The organism is Streptomyces sp. NTD107 (assembly GCF_059510435.1).
The window spans coordinates 802,635-822,683 of sequence record NZ_JCAJZV010000001.1 but is presented as its reverse complement, the minus strand read 5'-3'; the positions used below and the strand labels follow the sequence as shown (position 1 = coordinate 822,683).

11 protein-coding genes are annotated in these 20,049 nt (G+C 71.8%); 5 read left to right on the top strand and 6 right to left on the bottom strand.

The features are described from left to right. Window positions 1-3 precede the first annotated feature (3 nt). The 3 genes from AC5WRL_RS03590 to AC5WRL_RS03580 form a co-directional block, all read right to left on the bottom strand. Entirely contained in the window at window positions 4-867 is an 864-nt protein-coding gene (locus AC5WRL_RS03590; protein WP_496086758.1) for an alpha/beta hydrolase, read from the bottom strand. Between the two features lie 115 nt (window positions 868-982). Next, window positions 983-2,815 (bottom strand): ABC transporter ATP-binding protein, encoded by a 1,833-nt coding sequence (locus AC5WRL_RS03585; RefSeq protein ID WP_496086757.1) that lies wholly within the window; start codon window positions 2,813-2,815, stop codon window positions 983-985. Window positions 2,816-2,912: 97 nt separating this feature from the next. After that, window positions 2,913-4,733, bottom strand: coding sequence for a DUF2264 domain-containing protein (locus AC5WRL_RS03580; RefSeq protein WP_496086756.1), 1,821 nt, complete (start codon window positions 4,731-4,733; stop codon window positions 2,913-2,915). 125 nt (window positions 4,734-4,858) lie between these two features. Here AC5WRL_RS03580 and AC5WRL_RS03575 point away from each other — a divergent pair, with 125 nt between their 5' ends. After that, window positions 4,859-6,457 carry a phytoene desaturase family protein gene (locus AC5WRL_RS03575; protein WP_496086755.1) on the top strand — a complete coding sequence of 533 codons (1,599 nt, stop codon included), beginning with the start codon at window positions 4,859-4,861 and terminating at the stop codon, window positions 6,455-6,457. Window positions 6,458-7,128: 671 nt separating this feature from the next. Here AC5WRL_RS03575 and AC5WRL_RS03570 read toward each other — a convergent pair. Next, window positions 7,129-9,114, bottom strand: a complete 1,986-nt coding sequence (locus AC5WRL_RS03570; RefSeq protein WP_496086754.1) for a glycoside hydrolase family 31 protein — start codon at window positions 9,112-9,114, stop codon at window positions 7,129-7,131. A 199-nt stretch (window positions 9,115-9,313) separates the two neighbouring features. Here AC5WRL_RS03570 and AC5WRL_RS03565 point away from each other — a divergent pair, with 199 nt between their 5' ends. After that, entirely contained in the window at window positions 9,314-10,546 is a 1,233-nt protein-coding gene (locus tag AC5WRL_RS03565) for an alginate lyase family protein (RefSeq protein WP_496086753.1), read from the top strand. Between the two features lie 235 nt (window positions 10,547-10,781). Then, window positions 10,782-15,569: a DUF1349 domain-containing protein gene (locus tag AC5WRL_RS03560; RefSeq protein WP_496086752.1), complete on the top strand. Its 4,788-nt coding sequence runs from the start codon at window positions 10,782-10,784 to the stop codon at window positions 15,567-15,569. A gap of 76 nt (window positions 15,570-15,645) precedes the next feature. Here the strand turns inward: AC5WRL_RS03560 and AC5WRL_RS03555 are convergent, their stop codons facing one another. Both AC5WRL_RS03555 and AC5WRL_RS03550 read right to left on the bottom strand, forming a co-directional pair. Continuing rightward, window positions 15,646-16,530, bottom strand: coding sequence for a family 43 glycosylhydrolase (locus tag AC5WRL_RS03555; protein WP_496086751.1), 885 nt, complete (start codon window positions 16,528-16,530; stop codon window positions 15,646-15,648). Beyond that, window positions 16,527-17,633: a LacI family DNA-binding transcriptional regulator gene (locus AC5WRL_RS03550; RefSeq protein WP_496086750.1), complete on the bottom strand. Its 1,107-nt coding sequence runs from the start codon at window positions 17,631-17,633 to the stop codon at window positions 16,527-16,529. Before AC5WRL_RS03550 ends, AC5WRL_RS03555 begins: the two co-directional genes overlap by 4 nt. Window positions 17,634-17,788: 155 nt before the next feature. Between AC5WRL_RS03550 and AC5WRL_RS03545 the strand changes: the two genes are divergently transcribed. Both AC5WRL_RS03545 and AC5WRL_RS03540 read left to right on the top strand, forming a co-directional pair. Next, on the top strand, window positions 17,789-18,808 hold the full coding sequence (locus AC5WRL_RS03545; protein WP_496086749.1) for a hydroxyacid dehydrogenase: 1,020 nt from the start codon (window positions 17,789-17,791) through the stop codon (window positions 18,806-18,808). 128 nt (window positions 18,809-18,936) lie between these two features. Next, window positions 18,937-19,890 carry a hypothetical protein gene (locus AC5WRL_RS03540; RefSeq protein WP_496086748.1) on the top strand — a complete coding sequence of 318 codons (954 nt, stop codon included), beginning with the start codon at window positions 18,937-18,939 and terminating at the stop codon, window positions 19,888-19,890. Window positions 19,891-20,049: the final 159 nt, after the last annotated feature.

Genomic DNA, 20,049 nt, shown 5'->3' with positions numbered 1-20,049 from the left:
AGGTCACTGCTGGACCGGGTCGGTGGCGGAGACGAAGTCCAGCACGCTGTCGATGACCCGGGGGTCGGCGATGACGCGGCGGTGGCCCAGGCCGCGGGTGATGAGCAGGTCGGCCTGGCCGCCGTAGGTGGCGGCGATGCGGCGGGCGTGGGTGGCCGGGATCATGTCGTCGTCCTCGTCGTGGATGACGAGGATGGGAAGGGTGAGCCGGTCGGGCCGGTAGGTGGCGGAGAACCGCTCCCAGATGTGGGGGACGCCGGGGAAGAGGTCGTTCTCGATGCGGGTGCGCAGCTGGGTTCTGGCGCGGCCGGTGAGTCCGGCCCGGTCGCAGAATCCGTCGACCAGGGTGGCGTAGTCGGGCATGGCGGCCAGGGTGATCAGCCGGGTGGCGGTGATCTCCTCGCGGACCGACCAGAAGGAGCCGAGGCCGCCGACGGAGTGGCCGATAACGGCTTCGTAGTGGCCGTCGGAGGGGGCGAGGCGGCGGGCTATCTCGCCGAATTCGAGGATGGAGGTTCCCCGGCCGGTCGATGCGCCGTGTCCGGGGGCGTCGAAGGCGACGGGGCTGTAGCCGTGTTCGGTCAGTGCTTGGACCAGGGGGGCGAAGCGGGAGGCGCGGAACATCCAGCCGTGCATCAGCAGGACGGGGCGTTCGCCGTTTCCCCAGCGGTAGGTGGCGACGTTCTTGCCGGCCACGGTGAGGGTCGCGCGGTGGGCGGCGCGCATCACGGGCTCTTCCGCGGGGCGTTGCCGGGCTCCGCCGCGGGTGTCCCGGAAGGCCGGCAGGGTGGCCCTGGCGGCGAGGGCGGGGGTCGTCCGGGAAGCGAGGCGGAGAGCGGCGCGGGTGAGGCCGGCGGTCAGGGCCATGCTGGATCCCCTCGGTGGGACAGTGGAGTGCCGAGATATTAGCACGATCGTTCGCTCAGTTTTATGCTCCGGCCGGGCCGCGCCCTGACCGGGGACGGGGCCGGCCCGCCCCCGGTCAGGGGGTCGGATCGAGGAGTTCCCGGTGCCCGGCGATCGCCTCGTCGCGGCGTACCAGTTCGGCGTAGCGGCCCTGGCGGGCCAGCAGTTCGGTGTGGGTGCCACGCTCGGCGATCCGGCCGCCGTCCAGCACGATGATCTCGTCGGCGTCGCGGACGGTGGACAGCCGGTGGGCGATGGTGATGGTGGTCCGGCCGGCGGACAGCGCGTCGATGGCCTGCTGGACGGCCCGTTCGGTCTTGGTGTCCAGCGCGCTGGTGGCCTCGTCCAGCACCAGCACCGGGGGGTCGCGCAGGATGGTTCTGGCCAGCGCGAGGCGCTGCTTCTCGCCGCCGGAGAACCGGTAGCCGCGCTCGCCGACCACGGTGTCGTAACCCTGCGGCAGGGCGGCGATGTGGTCGTGGATCTGGGCGGCGCGGGCGGCGGCCTCGATCTCGGCGGCGGTGGCGTCCGGCTTGGCGAAGCGCAGATTGTCGCCGACGGAGGCATGGAAGAGATAGGTCTCCTGGGAGACCACGCCGATCGCCCGGGCCAGGGAGGCGAAGTCCAGCTCCCGTACGTCGATGCCGTCCAGCCGTACCGATCCCGCGGTCACGTCGTAGAGCCGGGGCAGCAGATAGCTCAGGGTGCTCTTGCCGGAGCCGGTGGCGCCGACGACGGCGAGTGAGGCGCCGGCCGGGACCGTCAGATCGATGCCGCTGAGGGTGGGCGGGGCGGTGGGGTCGTACCCGAAGGACACCCCCGTCAGCCGGAGTTCGCCCTTGGCGTGCCGCAGTTCCACCGGGTCGGGGCGCTCGGTGATGTCCACGGTGAGGTCGAGGTACTCGAAGATCCGCTGGAAGAGGGCCAGCGATGCCTGGATGTCGACGCCGGTGGAGAGCAGGGAGACGGCGGGGCGCAGCAGTCCCTGCTGGAGGCTGACGAAGGCCACCAGGGTGCCGATGGAGGGCGGGGTGCCGCCGAGTTGCAGCAGGACACCGGCCGACCAGTACAGCAGGGCAGGGATCGCCGCCATGATCATGCCGATGGTGGCCATCCGCCAGCGGCCGGCCATCGAGGCGCGGATCTCCAGGTCGGCCAGCCGGGTCGACTCCCCCGCGAAATCCCGGGTGAGGCTGTGCGAGCGGCCCATGGTGCGGCCCAGCAGGATGCCGCTGACCGACAGGGACTCGGTGACCATGGCGGCCATGGTCGCCATCTGTTTCTGGCGCTGCGCGGTGATGCGCTTGCGCTCGCGGCCGACCCGGCGGGCGAGCCAGACGAAGAAGGGCAGCAGGGCGAGGGAGAGCAGGGTGAGTCGCCAGTCGAGGGCGAGCATGGCCACCAGGGTGGCGACGACGGCGGTGACGTTGGAGACCAGGGAGGTGGCGGTGGAGGTGACGGTGGCCTGCATGCCGCCGATGTCGTTGGCGATGCGGGACTGGACCTCGCCGGTGCGGGTGCGGGTGAAGAAGGCCAGCGGCATCTGCTGGAGCTTGGCGTACACCTGGGTGCGCAGATCGTGCATGACCCGCTGGCCGACGGTGGTGGAGATCAGTGTCTGGAGCACGCCGAAGACGCTGCTCGTGACGGCGGTGACGATCATGCCGAGCGCGAGGAGGGCGAGCAGGCCGGTGCGCTGCTGGGGCAGGGCGGTGTCGATGATCTCGCGCAGCAGGAACGGGGAGGCGACGGCCACCAGGGAGGAGGCGCCGACGAGCAGGGCGACGATGCCCAGACGGGCCCGGTAGGGGCGGAAGAGGGCGAGGACGCGGCGGATCTGTGCGGGTGTCCGGGGGACGGCCGGGTCACTGACGGGACCGTCGGACCGCGGGAGTGTGTCGTGCGGCATGTGCTCCTTCGGAGGGTGTCATGGGGGGACAGCCCTCCAGCGTACGTCGCGGCGGCGGTGCCGGGGGCGGGTGGCGCCCGGCGGACGCCCCGCGGGGTCAGTCGACGTGCACGGCGTGCGGGGTGATCCGTACCCGGCGGCGGGGTCCTTCGGTCCACTCCACGGTGATGTCCGTGGGGGTGGTCACCCGTACCCCGGCGCGGGTGGACAGGGGTGGGGGCGTGTCATCGCCGGTCAGCCGGGCGAGGGCGATGAAGACGCGGTCGGTGGGGGCCGGACCGGTGCGGCCGGTGAGGACGGGGAGCCGGGCGGCCGGGGTGTAGGCGGTGGGGAGGGCGGACAGCGGCGCTTCGGGGGTGTAACCGTGCACCGGGTGCAGCTCGGAGTGGAGCCCCTCCCCCGCCGCCCAGCCGGTGTGCCGTACCGGCACCTCCGGCGCACTATCGATCATCAGATGAATACGGGCTTCGGTGGCGCCGTGCGCCAGCACCACCGAGATCACCCGGTGCCCGCCCGCGTCATGGGCCGAGGCCGCCCAGCCCTCGCCGGCGCCCAGCGGCTCGATGCCGGTACGGGCGGCCGGGGTGCCGTCGAGCACCGGGCCGAAGTGGTTGTCGGCCGACGGGCCGGTGGCGCCGGCGGTGGGCCCGGTCACGGTGGAGTAGCCGAGCCGGGTGTAGTACGGGTCGTACCGGGCGTCCTCGCTGCCGTGGTTGTGCAGCCGCACCACCCCGTCCGAGGCGGTGGATTGCAGCAGCCAGCCCGGCACCGGCAACGGGGTGACGGCATCCGCGCGCTCGGCCGGGCCCGGCTCCTCGGTGGCCGTCCACACCGGATCGGTGGCGGGCAGCAGCAGCCCGGTGAACGCCTTGCTCGCCCAGTACGGCGAGGCCGGCCCCGAGTAGCGCTGGAGCACTCCCCGGTAGGGGCCGTGCCAGCCGAGCGACAGCAGCCCCTGGGGGCCGACCGCTCCCCGGTCCAGGAAGTAGCGCAGCGCGCCGGAGGCCAGCCGCCGGGTGACCCCGGGTGCCAGCGGGGTGTGGCCGCTGAGCGCCCCCAGCCACAGCGGGGTGGTGGTGGCCATCCGGTAGGTGAGCGAGCGGCCCTGGTGCAGGGGGGCGCCGTCGCCGCCGAACAGCCGGGCGTAGTCGGCGAGATGGGTGGCGAGCCGGCCGCCGTACCGGGCGAGGAGCGCCGGGTCCCCCGACTGCCGGGCGTGCAGCACCGGGTACAGGTGCATCGCCCAGCCGTTGTAGTAGTCGAAGTGCCGCAGCGGGCCGTCGCTGTACCAGCCGTCGCCGCGGTACCAGGGCTCGATGCGCTCCAGGCCGCGGGTGATGGCCGTCTCGGCGGCGGCCGTCTCGATGCCGGCCTCGGCCAGGAAACCGCCCACGGTGACCGGAAACAGCTCCCAGTTGCACTCCCATGCCTGCGCGGTGAGCGCGTCGGACAGCCAGCGGGCGGCCCGCTCCCGTACCTCGGTGGGCAGTTCGTCCCACAGCCAGCGCCGGGTCAGCCGCAGTGCCAGCGCGATCGAGGCGGCTTCCACCAGCGGCTGGCTGCGGTCGGTGATCAGCGGCCAGTCCTCGGGGCCGTCCCCGCCGGGGGTGCGGGTGCCGGCGTCGAGACCGGCGGCGTACCGCGCCAGGAAGCCGTGCGGGTCCTCGCCCTGGGCGCCGGCCACCCGGAAGGCGGCCAGCAGGAAGGTTCTGGCGTATCCCTCCAGGCCGTCCGAGCGCACCCCGGAGCCGCTGGGCTGCCCACCCGGCAGGTGGTACAGCGCCTTGCCGTGCGTGGCGTACGGGCCGACCGCGTGCAGCATGCCGTCGGCGAGGGCCTCCCAGTGGGCGCGGGTCCAGCCGGTGTACGGGCTCAGTGCCCGGTCCTCGTCCGGCAGGGTGAAGGGGTGCTCGGCCATGCGCGTGTCGCCTGCCTGATCGTCGGGGCTGATCCGCCGGGCACCCTATGCCAGGACAGTAAACGCTTTCCAGACCCCGGCCGGGATGCTGGCCGGAAAGCGGCGGACGTGCTAGGCAGTCCCTCATGCCTGCCCACTCCTCGTACGACGCCGTGATCGTCGGCGGTGGCCACAACGGTCTGGTCGCCGCCGCCTACCTCGCCCGGGCCGGGCGACGGGTGCTGCTGCTGGAGCGCCTGACACACACCGGGGGTGCGGCGGTCAGCGCGGCGGCCTTTCCCGGGGTGGCCGCCCGGCTGTCGCGGTACGCCTATCTGGTGAGTCTGCTGCCTGAACACATCGTGCGGGATCTCGGGCTGCGGCTGACGCCCGCCAAGCGTGAGTTCTCCTCCTACACGCCGGTGGTGCGAGCGGGGCGCGCGACCGGGCTGCTGGTGGGTGGCGGCACGGAGCGGACCCGGGAGGCGTTCGCCCGGCTGACCGGCTCCGAGCGGGAGTTCGAGGCGTGGCAGGAGTTCTACGCGATGACCCGGCGGCTGGCCGGGCGGATCTTTCCCACGCTCACCGAGCCGCTGCCCACCCGCGCCGAACTGCGGGCGCGAGTGGCGGACGAGGCGGCCTGGGAGGCGGTGTTCGAACGGCCGCTGGGTGAGACGATCGAGGAACGGTTCGCGAACGATCTGGTGCGCGGGGTGGTGCTGACGGACGGTCTGATCGGGACCTTCGCGTCGGCGCACGACCCGTCGCTGCGGCAGAACCGCTGCTTCCTGTACCACGTGATCGGTGGCTGCACGGGCGACTGGGACGTACCGGTGGGCGGCATGGGCGCGGTCACCGACGCGCTGGCCGCGGCGGCGCGGCGGGCCGGGGCGGAGTTGCTGACCGGGCACGAGGTCACCGGCATCACTCCGGACGGCGGGCCGGGCGGACGGGCGGAGGTGCGGTTCTCGGACGGCGAGCGGGCAGGGGCGGTGGGGGCCGGGCGGGTGCTCGTCAACGCGTCGCCGCAGGTGCTGGCTCGGCTGCTGGGTGAGGCGGCGGTGCGGCCGGCCGACCCGGCGGAGGGGGCGCAACTGAAGGTGAACATGTTGCTGCGCAGGCTGCCACGGCTGCGGGACGCGGAGGTGGATCCACGGGAGGCGTTCGCGGGGACGTTCCATGTGGCGGAGGGTTACGCGCAGTTGGAGACCGCCTACCGGGAGGCGGCGGCCGGGCGGGGGCCGGTGGCGCCGCCGAGCGAGTTGTACTGCCACTCGCTGACCGACCCCTCGATCCTTTCGCCGGAGCTGGCCCGGGCCGGCTATCAGACGCTTACGCTGTTCGGGCTGCACACGCCGGCACGGCTGTTCGCGGGGGGCGGGCGAAGCGAGGCGGAAGTGCGGGACGCGCTGCTGGCGGCGGCCCTGGCCCAGTTGGACGAGCACCTGGCGGAGCCGATCGCGGACTGTCTGGCGCTGGACGGGGAGGGGCGGCCGTGCCTGGAGGTGAAGACGCCGCTGGATCTGGAGCGCGATCTGTGGTTGCCGGGCGGGAACATCTTCCACGGTGATCTGGACTTTCCGTTCCGGGACGGGGAGAAGGCGGCTGACCGGCCGGTGGCGGGGCGGTGGGGGGTGGAGACGGAGCACGAGAGCGTTCTGCTGTGCGGGGCGGGCGCCGCGCGGGGCGGCGGGGTCAGTGGCATCCCGGGGCACAACGCCGCGATGGCGGTGCTGGGGCGCTGACGCGCCGGGGGCGGCGCGGGTCTGTGCGGGTCTGTGCGGGTGCGACGCCCCTCGGGGCCGGGGGATGCCGCCGCTGCGCGGCGTCCCCCGGCCCCGGGGCGGGATTGACCCCCGGGCGGGCCGGGGCACCGAGCCTTGCCGGCCCCTGCCCCTGCCGGGTCGGGGCCGGGGCAGGGGCCGGGGCTCGGGGCCCGGGGCAGGAGCAGGGTCGTCCAGGGCCGGGGCGGGCAGGGCAGTGGCGTGTCGGGTGGTGGCCGGGGAAGCCCGGCATCATGGTGTTCGGATCCGGATGACACGTTGAGCCTCGGGGCCATTGACTCTGACGGACAGAGCGAGCGCGACTCCGGCCGGCACCGGCGATTCCGTTCTCATACGGGGGCGGACGCGCAGCACCATCCACGCCCCCGGCCCCGAACGGCGGCAAGCAGTCACAACACCAACCCGGCAACCCGAGCGAATGACCCCGGCCGGCACCGGCGATTCCGTTCTCGTACGGGGGCGGACGCGCAGCACCATCGTCGCCCCCGGCCCGGGATGGCGGCGAGCGGTTACAACGCCCAGGCCCGCACAGCACGCCGGCCACCAACCAGGTAACGCGAGTGAGTGGATCCGCTCCTGTGCGGGCGGGCGGTCGTGTGGTGGTCGGTGGGGTGTTCCGTTGTCGGGGATGGTCAGTCGGGGAGGATGGGGAGGGGGTGGCCTTCTCTTGTGTAGAGGGGGATGTGGGACAGGGGGGCATCGGCCTGGAGCGTGCTGGCGCCGTCGTGGACGGTGCCGTCGTGGGCGTTGCGCCAGCGGGTGCCGGCGGGCAGGTACACCTGCCGGGCCCGGGCGCCGGGTTCGGTGACCGGGGCCACCAGCAGGTCGGGGCCCAGCAGGAACTGGTCCTCCACCTCCCAGGCGGCCGCGTCGTCGGGGAAGTCGTAGAACAGCGGACGCATGGGTGGGGTACCGGTGCGGTGGGCGGTGTCCATCTGCTCCTGGACATAAGGGCGCAGCCGTTCGCGCAGCAGCAGCTGCTCGCGGATGAGCGGGTAGGCCGGGCCGTACGACCAGGGTTCGTTGGGGCCGCCGGTCATGGTGACGCCGAAGGGCTGGTTCGGGTCGCGGTCGCCGTGCAGCCGGAACAGCGGGCAGTGCGCTCCGTACTGGAACCAGCGCACGATCAGTTCCTGGTAGGCGGGGTCGTCCGGGTCGCCGCCGTGGAAGCCGCCGATGTCGGTGGTCCACCAGGGGATGCCGCTGAGGGCGACGTTCAGCCCGGCGCGGATCTGGACGCGCAGCGCGTCGAAGGTGGCGGGGATGTCTCCGGACCACAGGGCGGCTCCGTAGCGCTGGCTGCCGGCCCAGGCGGAGCGGTTGAGGGTGATGATCTCGTGTTCGCCCTCGGAGGTGAGCCCGTCGTGGAAGGCGCGGGCGTGTTCGCGCGGGTAGAGGTTGCCGATCTGGCGGCCGTCGCCGCCGGCGTACTGGGCGCGTTCCAGCAGGGGTGGGGCGATGTCGGGTTCGCAGGCGTCCAGCCAGAAGACGCGGATGCCGTGCTGGAGGTAGCCCTCGTGTACCGCGTCCCACAGCAGTTGGCGGGCGGCGGGGTCGGTGGCGTCGTAGTAGTGGGTGGGGGCGAAGCCGGCGGGTGCGGGCCAGTTCTGGGTGAGCAGTCCGCCGTGCCGGTCGGCGACCAGGCCGTGGCCGGCGCGCAGCGCGGCGTGGTGGGTGCTGTCGGGGTGGACGGTGGGCCAGATGGAGACCATCAGCCGCACGCCCAGGGTGTCCAGTTCACGGACCATGGCGGCCGGGTCGGGCCAGTCGGCGGGGTCAAAGCTCCAGTCGCCCATCTGCTGCCAGTGGAAGAAGTCGCTGACGATGACGGAGAGCGGCAGCTCGCGGCGGGCGAATTCGCGGGCGACTGCAAGGAGTTCGTGCTGGGTGCGGTAGCGGAGCCTGGACTGCCAGAAGCCGGTGGCCCAGTGCGGCAGTGGGGGCGGATGGCCGGTGGCCGCGGCGTAGGAGGCCATCAGGTCGGCGGGGGTGTCGCCCGCGGTGATCCAGTAGTCGATCTGGTGGCTGTGTTCGGCGACCCAGCGGGTGGCGTCCTCGACGAGTTCGACGCGGCCCAGGGCGGGGTTGTTCCACAGCAGGGCGTAGCCGCGGGAGGAGATCAGCAGCGGGATGCTCACTTCGGCGTTGCGCTGGGCGAGTTCGATGACCAGGCCCTTCTGGTCGAGCCGGCCGTGCAGATGCTGGCCCAGGCCGTAGAGCCGTTCGTCGGGGTAGGCGGCGAAGCGCTGTTCGAGACGGTAGCCGCCGTCGCCGTGCGGGGTGTGGGTACGGGGTGGGGGCCAGCCCTTGTACGGTTCGGCGTCGGCGAGGAGTTCCTCGCCGGTGCTGGTGCGGGTGAAGCGGAGCCGGCCATGGGCGTCGAGGTGGGCGGTGATGCGGCCGTTGACGAGGCGTCCGCCGCCGCCGTCGGTGGGTTCGGTGTGCACGGTGCCGGTGTCGGGCGGCGGGTCGTCGAGGGCGCCGGGGGTGGTGGCGCGGATGCCGGCGGCGCCGGCGCGTACCCGGACGGCGTCGCTCCCCCAGGGTTCGACGCGGAGGCACTCGGCCGGTGACTGCCGTTCCAGGTGCTGTGGGTGGATGGTGACGGTGATGCTCATACGGGGTGTCCTCGGAGTGGGTGGGTGTTCCTTCCGGATCATGGTCGCCACGGTGCGGGGTAGCGGAAACCGAGCCGCTGTTGCGGAAACTTTCGAGTTCTGGCGCGATAGACAACCTTTTCTGTGATGGCGGTCACTATGGGGCGGCGGGGCGGTAGGACGTGCCGCCCCACCCCCCACGCGAAGGAGAGGCTTCCTCATGCAAGGACAGCACCGATCGGACCGGCCGAGCCGCCGGGGCATTCTGCGCGCCGCCGCCCTCGGGGCCGGTGTCGCCGCCGTGCCCGGTCTGGCCCACGCGGCGGGCGGTCTGCGGCAGGACCCGCCCCGGACGCTGGCGTTCGCGCACCCCGGGATGCTGCACACCGAGGCCGACTTCACCCGGATGCGTACCCGGGTCAACAGCGGCACCGCGCCGTGGATCAATGGCTGGAACCGGCTCACCGCCAACGGGCGCTCGGCCAGCAACTGGTCCCCCAGGCCGCTGGAGACGGTGATCCGGGGCGGTGACGGGCAGAACTATCCGCAGCTGTACAACGACATCCACGCGGCGTACCAGAACGCGCTGCGCTGGAAGATCAGCGGGAGCACGGCGCACGGCGACGCGGCGCGGAACATCCTCAACGCCTGGTCGGCGTCGCTGCGTACGGTGGGCGGAAACGCCGACCGGTATCTGGCGTCGGGGATCTACGGCTATCAGTTCGCCAACGCCGCCGAGCTGATGCGCGGCTACCCGGGCTTCGAGCTGGGGCGCTTCCAGTCCATGATGCTGAACGTCTTCTACCCGATGTGCGACTGGTTCCTGGTCAACCACAACGACGCGTGCATCACCAACTACTGGGCCAACTGGGATCTGTGCAACATGGCCGCCATCATGGCGATCGGGATCCTGTGCGACGACCAGGGGAAGTTCGACCGGGCGGTGAACTACTTCCACAACGGGGCCGGGAACGGCTCGCTGCGCAACGCGGTGCCGTTCGTGCACGGGGAACTGGCGCAGTGGCAGGAGAGCGGCCGGGACCAGCCGCACAGCATCATGGGCATCGGGCTGATGGGCACCGTGTGCGAGATGGCCTGGAACCAGGGGGTCGATCTTTACGGCGCGGACAGTAACCGGTTTCTCAAGGCGTGTGAGTATGTGGCGCGCTACAACTCGGGCGACAGCGTGCCGTTCACGACCTACCGCTGGGGCACCGGGCAGAACTGTGCGCCGCAGGAACAGACGGTCATCTCCGCGGCCGGGCGGGGCGAGGTGCGGCCGGTGTGGGAGCGGGTCTACCACCACTACTGGGGCCGGCGCGGGTTGGACACCCCCAACCTGTCCCGGATCGCCAGGTCGCTCAGCCCCGAGGGCGGCGGGGGCGACTACGGGCCGAACAGCGGCGGGTACGACGAACTCGGCTTCGGCACCCTGACCTACGTACGGCGCTGAGCCGGCCGGGGGCGGGCGGGGTGGCGGCCCCGTCCGCTCCCGGGCGTGGGGGTGTGCGTGGTACGGGGCTTCCGAAATTTTCGGTGCGGTCCGCCTGGTTCTCAGCGCGGGGCAGGGTCCGTACCGTCCCCTAGAAATCGTTTCCCATCCTCGCCGGGACGGGATGGCGAGGCGGAGTAACCGTTTACTCCAACCGGTTGTTCCGCCTTCCTCCTGCTATGCGCAAGGGAGAATCATGCTCCGCTCGTACCGAGCCGCCTGCGGGCCGCCGAAACAACGACCGCCGACCCGGCTGACCGGGATCGTGCTGGCGCTGACCGGTCTGGTCGCCGGGCTGCTGACCGCCACCACCGCCGGGGCCCAGGCCCGGCCGCCGGGCCCACCGGCCGGCACCCTCGATGTGCTGGTCTTCGGCGACCGTGCCTCGGAGGATTCCCATGGGCTGCTGGCCCCGGACACCTCGGTGGTCACCGGTGGTTCGGGTGAGCCGGCGCGGGTCGCCCTGCCGCTGGATCCGCCGCAGATCAAGGGCGGCGATCTGACCTTCACCATGGCCGTCGATCCGCTGGCGCAGAACTACTTCACCCTCAAGTTCTGGGGCTCGGACGCCTCGTCGCACAAGTCGGTGGCCTATCTCAACGGTGAGCAGATCGGTTACCGGCGGCAGGGTGACTACGAGGCCATCAACACCGGCAACGTCCGCCCGCTGCCCGGCCGTTATTACACCAACACCATCCTGCTGCCGCTGGAGATGACGCGCGGCCAGGAGCGGGCTCAGCTGACCGTCCGGACCTACAGCAACAACTTCTCCGCCCTGGTGACCGAGAACTCACGCGGCTACTACCGGGCCTACACCCACACCGGGGCGCGGCTGGACCGGTCGGCCGAGGAGGTGCCCGCGTACACCACCCCGACCAGGACGGCGGCCGATCTCTCCGAGGCGGAGAAGCAGCGACTGGTGGATGGTCACACCCAGTTGCAGGTCGACACGTTCAACGCGCTGTCCCGGCAGTTGGACGCCGATCCGGGGGCGACGATCTCCATCGAGCGGTACAAGGACGATCTGCGGTTCTACGCGAACTCTCTGCTCCAGGAGTGGTCTCCGGCGCGGAGCGACGCGGAGAAGGCCGCGGCGCTGGGGCGGATCTTCCAGGCCATCGACAATCATGTGATCGACTACTACGGCAATACGATGCTGCTGGGGAACGGCGGGCATCAGTCGGACTGGGGCGGCTATTACGGTGCGCTCGGCGAGGCCCTGTACATCGTGGAGAATCTGATCCGCGACGAGGACATCTGGGGGCAGGAGCGGTTCGACGCCTTTCTCGACGAACCGTTTTCCACCGGTACGGCCGCCGGGGAGACCTCGCTGGCGGACGCGGGGTGGGGCGGGGAGCCACTGACCCGCCGGCTGGCGTGGGAGCGGACGCTGAAGGCGAATTACGACTTCGCCCGCTCACGGCTCTCCTACATCTACAACCAGGTGATGTACACGTACGAGGGCGCTTGGGAGGCCCACGAGGGGCTGCGGCTGGTGGGCTCGGACTTCTACGAGGGCAAGGCGCGCAGCCACCGGATTCTGCGGGAGTCGCTGGGCCTGGATCCGTTTCTCGGCGAGGAGGTGCTCACCGGCCCTGACGGTACGGATCTCGATCTCTATCACTCGCTGTTCTTCCATGACCGGCAGGCCCGGTACACCGAGGACTACCGGCAGATCGTGATGAAGGGGCTGGCCCGCAGCGCGCTGAACGAGGACGGCACGGTGGTACGGCGGCTGCCGTTCGGTGAGCACTACACCACCGTGACGCAGGCCGGTCACACCCGGGAGAACGGCTATGTGGCCAACTACGGCGAGTCGACCAACTATCTTCCGGAGCATTTCTACCGCACGCTCGATCACGAGGGTGACGAGGCGCTGAACGATGCCATTCTGCGGCTGGCGCTGAAGAATCTGCACGCCCGTGGCTTCGCCCGCTACACGGATGTGGATGACAACGGCAACCGCTTCATGCGGATGGAGGGGGTCATCGACGAGCGCAACACGTGGTATCCGGGGCTGCCCGGTTATGCCACCCGGATCTCCGAGGGCCGGGCGCTGCTGTACGCCTCGCTGGAGCGGCACATGGCCGAGCACGAGGAGCGGTATGCCGGCCCGGAGTGGGAGTCGACCTGGGAGTACGCCAGGGAGGCGGTGGGTTATGTGCAGCAGCAGCTGGCGGATCATCAGTTCTTTCCGGCGTTCTCCTCGGTCCGGGACAAGTTCCGGGTCGATTACCGGGTCGCGGACACCTATGCCTATGTGACCGGGGAGCGCGGTGAGTACGAGCGGTTCGGGTCGGCCGTTACGGGGGTGGCGCATCCGCATACGGATTTCGCTGCCTATACCGGGGCCGAGCTGGCGGAACTGGGAGTGGATCCGGCGGAATACGCGGAGTTCGCCGAGGTGGATGTGGACAACATGTTCGTGTCGCTGCGGGACGGCGACACGCACATCTTCGGCGCGCTGAACGAACGGCAGCGCGGCTACGCGGGCAACGGCCGGCTGCATGTTCGCGAGCCGGCGGGCGACGCCATTGTGCAGCTGAAGACGGAGGGGGTCTTCGCGTACGAGGACTATTACGCCCGGCTGGACAATATCGATGTCGACTTCATGAGCGATCAGCAGACCGCCGACGGCACGGCACCACAGGCGCTGGCCGGAGAGATCGCGCCGATCACCCGTCAGCCGGGGGTGGGTGAGGTCAGCCGGGACAATTTCGAGGCGGATACCGCCTATTCCGGCTATCCGGATTTCCTCACGGCACGGTACGGGTCCTATCTGTTCGCGTTCAACAGCACCCGGGCCGAGTACGGCAATGAGCGCACCCATCGGCTCACGGTGCCTGGGGTACGCGGCGGGACGGTGCACGATCTGGTGTCGGGTCAGGCGGTTCGGGTGCGGGAGGGTCAGGTGAACGTCCCGCCGAACGCCGCGCTGGTGCTGCGGCTGCCGGAGCCGGTCCCGGATGCCCGGCCGTTGCCGTCGGGGGTGGACTTCGTCACCGCCGTGCCGGGCGCCGATGCCGTCGGGCTGAGCTGGAAGACGGCCGCCGGCGCCACCTCGTACACGGTCCGGCGCGCCGACCGCGAGGACGGGACGTACGCGGTGCTGGCCCAGCGGGTGGCCGGGACGTACTACCTGGACCGTACGGCGCGAGTCGGCAGGACCTACTACTACACCGTCACCCCGGTGGGCGCCGGCGGTGCCGGGCTGCCGTCCTACCGGGCGCAAGCCGGGTTGTCCCGGCCGGTGAGTGAGGGGCTGACCGGCGGCTGGCGCGATGACCGGCTGGGATCGATCGGCACGGGTACCGCCCGTACCCCCGATCACAGTGTCCGGATCACCGGCGGCGACGGCGGAGGGTTCGGCGAGGGTGACGACAATCTGCTGACCGGGCGCGCCATCGACGACGCGCTGCACTTCGTCAGCCGGCCGCTGGACGGCAGCGGCACTGTCACGGCGCGGCTGGACGGCCATGAGGGGCCGGCCGCCGGGTTGATGCTGCGGGACTCGGTGCGCCGGGACACCCGTTACCAGCGGTATGTGTACTTCGGCGCCGCCGCCGACGGCACCCTGGTGCTGCGTGACCGCAATCGGGACAGCCGGCACGACTGGGACGAGGAGCGCCGCAGTCCGCGCGAGGTCGCGGTGGCGGGCTTCACCTCGGCCTCGCATCCGTATCTGCGCCTGGTCCGGGACGCCGCCACCCATCGGGTGACGGGATTCGCCTCGGCGGACGGCCGGACCTGGGAGGCGGTCGGCTCGCTGTTCACGCCGATGCCGGGCGCCGTGCACGCCGGCGTGACGGCGGCACACCGGGCCGATTTCGGGTCGGTGGAGGTGCGCGGGATCGCGGCGGGCACCGTGCTGGCGTACACCGAGCGGGCGGCCGACGAGATCACGGTGCGCTGGAACAAGCCCAAGGACGCGGTGGCCTTCGAGGTGTACCAGACGCAGGACGCGGCGGTCAGCGGCGGCGATCCTGTTCTCGACCCGGCGGGCTGGACGCTGGTGGGCCGAGGTGATGCGGCCACCACCTCGGTCACCGACCGGCTGCGCACCGGTAACCGGTACTACAAGGTGGTGGCGCGGCTGGCGGACGGCGGGCTGCGCACCTCCCCGGTCGCCGCGCCGGCGGTGGCCGAGAGCCTGGCGCAGGTGCTGGCCCGCGCCGAGGCGACACCGGCCGGGCCGTACACCCGTGGCAGCCGGCATCTCTTCGGTGAGGAGGTGGCGGCGGTGCGGGCCGCGGCCGGGGAGCCGGGTGCGGACGAACCCGCGCTGATCGACCGGGTGTACGGAGCGTACGGTCTGCTGGTGTCCGCCGAGACGCTGCGGGAGCGCTTCCCGGTGACCCAGGGGATGGTGACCGCCTCGACGGTGCCCTGGGGCAGTGGCGGGGGCACGGCGGCGCAGAACGCGTGGCGGGCCTTCGACGGCGATGTGCTGACGTACACCGACACCACGACCGCCACCGGATGGATCGAGATCGATCCGGGTGCGGCCGGCCCGCTGGTCGTCGACTCCCTGCGGTTCCACCCCCGGGCGGGCTTCGAGACCCGGCTGAACGGGGCGGTGCTGCGCGGGTCGCGGGACGGCGGCGCGAGTTGGGAGGACGTGTACACGGTGGCGGGGGTCGCGCAGGCCCGTTGGTACCAGGTGGAGTTGGCGCGTGCCGTGAGCTATCCGCTGCTGCGGCTGGTGTTCCCGAGCGGTGGCAACACCAATGTGGCGGAGCTGGAGTTTCTGCGGATGCCGGCGGACGGCACGCTGGTGGAGATGCTGCTGACGCGGGCGGACGGGCTGGATCGCGCGCGGTACACCGGGGAGTCACTGGCCGTCCTGGATGCCGCGGTGGCGGCGGCCGGGGCGGCGCTGGCGGATCCGGCGGCGGATCAGGACCTGCTGGACGGGGCGGCGCAGGAGTTGCTCAGCGCCTGGCGGGGGCTGGAGGTGGAGGTGGTACAGCCCGGCCGGGTCTGACGCGCGGGCGAAGGTCCCGCCGCCGTCCCGGGGGCGGCGGCGGGACCGGCGGGTGCCCCACCTGGTACGGCGGCGGTCATCGGGGGTGTACGGGCGCGATGCCTTCCAGGGTGGGGCGTACGGGCTCGATGGTGCCGTCGGCGGCGAATCGCAGCCGGTCGATGGCGACCTCGCGGTGGGTGCCGTCGCCGCCGGGGATGGCGAAGCGGTGGTAGACGATGTACCACTCGTCGCGCCCCGGCACCCGGGTGACGGTGTGATGGCCGGTGCCGAGGATGCCCAGCGCCTCGTCCTTGGCGAGCACCGGGTGCGCGGCGGGGGTGATGGGCCCCAGTGGGCCGGCCATCTCGCCGTAGGCCACCCGGTAGTCGGGGCTGCGGGTGTCGTTCTCGGACCACATGGCGTAGTAGCGGCCCGAGCGGCGGAAGACGGTGGGGGCCTCGTTGTAGCCGGGTGGGGCGATGTTCACCGGTCGGCCGGCGAAGGAGGTCATGTCGTCGGCGAGCCGGACCGCCTGCATGCCGCCCTGGCCGAAGTAGAGGTAGTACGCGCCGTCCTCGTCGCGGAAGGCCGCGGCGTCGATGGACTGGTGGCCGTAACCGTCGCGGGCGACGAGGGGGTGCCCGAGCGCGTCGGTGAAGGGGCCCTCGGGGCGGTCGGCCCGGGCGACGCCGATCTGCTGGTCGGCGCTGAAGTACATCCAGAAGGCGCCGTCGCGCTCGATGACGCCGGGGGCCCAGGCGTGCCGCTGCGCCCATCCGACATCGGCCAGGTCAAGGACGGTGCCGTGCGCGGTCCACTCGGTCAGGTCGGCGGAGGAGAAGACCGTGAAGCGGGTGCCGGACCAGCCCGGGTAGCCGTCGGTGGTGGGGTAGAGCCACCAGCGGCCGGCGTGGAAGAGGATGTCGGGGTCGGCGTGGTGGCCGGGCAGTACGGGGTTGTTGTTGCCGGGTGCGGTCATGGTGGCGGCTCCTTGGCCGGGGACGACGCCCCCTGGCGGGGTGGTGACGGTGGTGGTGCGGTGGAGTCGCGGATCACCACATGGGTGCCGAGTACGGCGTGCTGGGCGGCGGAGGACACCTCGCCCTCGCGCAGGCCGAGCGCCAGCCGTACGGCGGTGCGGCCGACCTCCTCGTACGGCACGTGCACGGTGGTCAGCTGCGGTCGCAGGTCGGTGGCCGGGTCGACGTCGTCGTAGCCGGTGAGGGAGACGTCCTGCGGGACGCGCAGGCCGAAGTCGTCGAGGGCGGCGAGGGCGCCGGCGGCCGCGGTGTCGGTGACGGCGCACACGGCGGTGAAATCGCGGCCTTCGCGCAGCCGGGCGGTGAGCTTGTCGTACGCGTCGGCGCGGCTGAACTCGGAGGTGATGATGAGGGTTTCGTCGGCGGGGAGGCCGTGGTCGGCCAGCGCTCTGCGGTAGCCGGCGAGCCGGCCGGTGGCGGTGGTGGAGCCGTTGGCGGCGGCACCAAGGAAGAGGACGCGGCGATGTCCCTGGGCAAGCAGCCGGCTGACGACGGCGTAGGCGCCGCCCTCGTTGTCGTACTCGACGACGGTGGCCGGGACGTCCTTGCCCAGCGGGGGACGGCCGCACAGCACCAGGCGGGATCCGGAGGCGTCCAGGGAGTGCGCGATGGCCGTCATCTGGCTGCGGTAGGCGGCGTCGTCGACCACCCCGCCGATGAGGATGACGGCGCCGGCGCCCTGCTCGCGCATGGTGCGGACCACGGACAGTTCGCGTTCGGGGTCGCCCTGGGTGGTGCAGATCAGGCAGATCCGGCCGCGCCGGGCGGCCTCCTCCTCAACGCCGTGGGCAACGGAGGCGAAGGAGGCGCCGCGGACGTCGTTGAGGACGAAGGCGACGGTGGGGGTGCCCCGGCCGCGCAGGGCGCGGGCGTGGGTGTTGGCGACGTAGTCGAGGTCCTTGATGGCGCGCAGTACCCGCTGCCTGGTGCGCTGGGCCACGGGGTAGTTGTCGGCGAGGACGCGGGATACGGTGGCCATCGACACCCCGGCCCGCTCCGCGACATCGCGCAGAGTGGCCGGCGACCCGCCGGCCGGCGTCATGACGGCGCTCCGCAGAAAGCGTTTCTCCTCATTCGGCGCAGTCTAACCCCAGGGTGAGTGGTGGACTTCGCCGCTTCATGCCCTTGACGTGGTCTTGGGCCGGTGTTCAGGGTGGGCAGACAACGTTTTCTGAAATGGGGAGCTGACCAGCACCAATGCCCAGCATCAACAACGGCGGCGGGCGACCCGCCGGGCTGTTCGTCATGGACCCGGCGCATCTCCCCCGGCTGTTTCCTCCTGCGGTACGGGAGCGGTTGTCGGATGTGCTGCGGCTGCCGGAGGGTGCCGCGCCGCAGCCGGTGGCGGCCGGCGGCGTCGACCCGGCGGAGGTGGAGGTGCTGATCACCGGCTGGGGGTGTGCGCCGCTGACGGAGCCGGTACTGGCGGGGTTGCCGCGGCTGCGGGCGGTTCTGCACGCGGCGGGCAGCGTCAAACACCACATCACACCGGCCTGCTGGGAGCGCGGGCTCTCGGTGTCCTCGGCGGCTGCCGCCAACGCGCTGCCGGTGGCGGAGTTCACGCTGGGCGCGATCCTGCTGAGCGGCAAGGATGTGCTGGGTACGGCGGCGCGGTACGCGGCCACCCGCCGGCTGCCGGCGGCGGGGCGGACGTACTCCATGGGCAACTACCGGCGGCGGATCGGCATCGTGGGGGCGTCGAGGATCGGGCGCCGGGTGATCGAACTGCTGCGCCCGTTCGACTTCCGGGTGGCGGTGCACGATCCGTATCTGCCGGACGCGGAGGCGCGGGAGCTGGGCGTGCGACCGCTGCCGCTGGACGAACTGTGCGCGGTCAGCGATGTACTGAGCCTGCACGCCCCGGCGGTGCCCGCCACCCGGGGGCTGCTGGACGCGCGTCGGCTGGCGCTGCTGCCGGACGGCGCGACCGTGATCAACACCGCCCGGGGTTCGCTGGTGGATCACCGGGCGCTGGAGGCGGAGTTGGTGTCCGGCCGGATATCGGCGGTGCTGGATGTCACCGAGCCGGAGCCGCTGCCGGCGGATTCGGCGCTGTTCGGTCTGGAGCAGGTCCTGCTGACCCCGCACATCGCCGGGGCGCTGGGCAATGAACTGGAGCGGCTGGGCGAGGTGGTGGTGCAGGAGGCGGCGGCGCTGTACGCGGGCCGGCCGCTGGGGCATCAGGTGCACCGATCGGATCTGGACACGATCGCCTGAGATGGGGTGCGGGCGGCAACCTCCGGGGCACGGGCGACGACGGAGGGACGGACGGGGCGTGCGGGCGGACGTCGTCCGTCATGTCACGTCGTGTCATGTCCGTTGTCTCCCTCACGCTAGGAGAGTGCATGTCCCCCCTGAGGTCTGGGCGCAGATGGCGCGCCACGATGGTGATCGCGGTGGCCGCGGCTGCCATGGGTCTGGGTACGGCGCTGACCGCTCCCGCGACGGCCGCCGAGCGGCCGGCGGTGACGCAGGAGGCCGGCGCGGCGGTGGGCCGGGAGGCCCCGGCGGCAGCGGTGGCGGCTGCGGCACCGGCGAGCGTCGGCGCGGCGGCCGACTGGAATCCGCCGGCCCATCTCGTCCAGCCGCTGAACGAGGTCTGGCAGCACGTGGAGCAGACCTATCCGAACCTGTACGGATTCCGCAATTACGGCTGGGATCAGCTGATGGCCAATGGGGGCGGCTATCTCAACTACTGCGTGCGCTGGGAGTCCAACGCCCCGGTGACCGCGCAGTTGCGGGACCAGGTGCACCGGGTGCTCCAGGAGCAGTCGGACAAGTGGTACGACCAGATGCGCGGCTTCGACGGGTTCCCGCAGGCGCGGGTCCAGATCAATGTGGTGGGCTGGGCCACGGCCAACCGGTCCACCTTCCAGTGGACCGACAACGCGGTGGATCTGTACATCGGCAATCTGGACGGTGGCGGGGCGCCGCAGTGCGCCCCGGAGTGCGGCCGGTTCTTCAACCAGAACGGCAGCTACCCGCGCTGCCCGGGCGGGGCGGCGCGGCACTACGACCAGTCGCTGTGGCTGACGGACGGCTTCGGCGGCGGGGCCGGGGGCGACTGGGGCCAGCGGATCGGCCGGGAGTACTTCGTCGGGGCGATCAACCAGCCGAACATCCACATCCTGCTGCACGAGATCGGGCATACGCTCGGGCTGGACGACTTCTACGACTGGACGCCGACCGGGGTGCCCAACTTCTTGATGAAGGCGGGTTCGGCGACGCAGGTGACGGAGTTCGACGCGTGGATGGCGCGTGATTTCTGGCGGCATGTGAAGTACCGCTACAACGTTTAGCGCGGCGGGGCCGGCCGGGCCGGGGACGGTCCCGGCCGGTCCCGGGGCAGCGGCGCGCCCGTGCCGGGATCCGGGTCCACTCATTGGTATGGACATGACGCAACATCCGGCAGTACCGTCGGAGTTGGTCTAGACCGCAGCACTCGCACCCGTGCACGG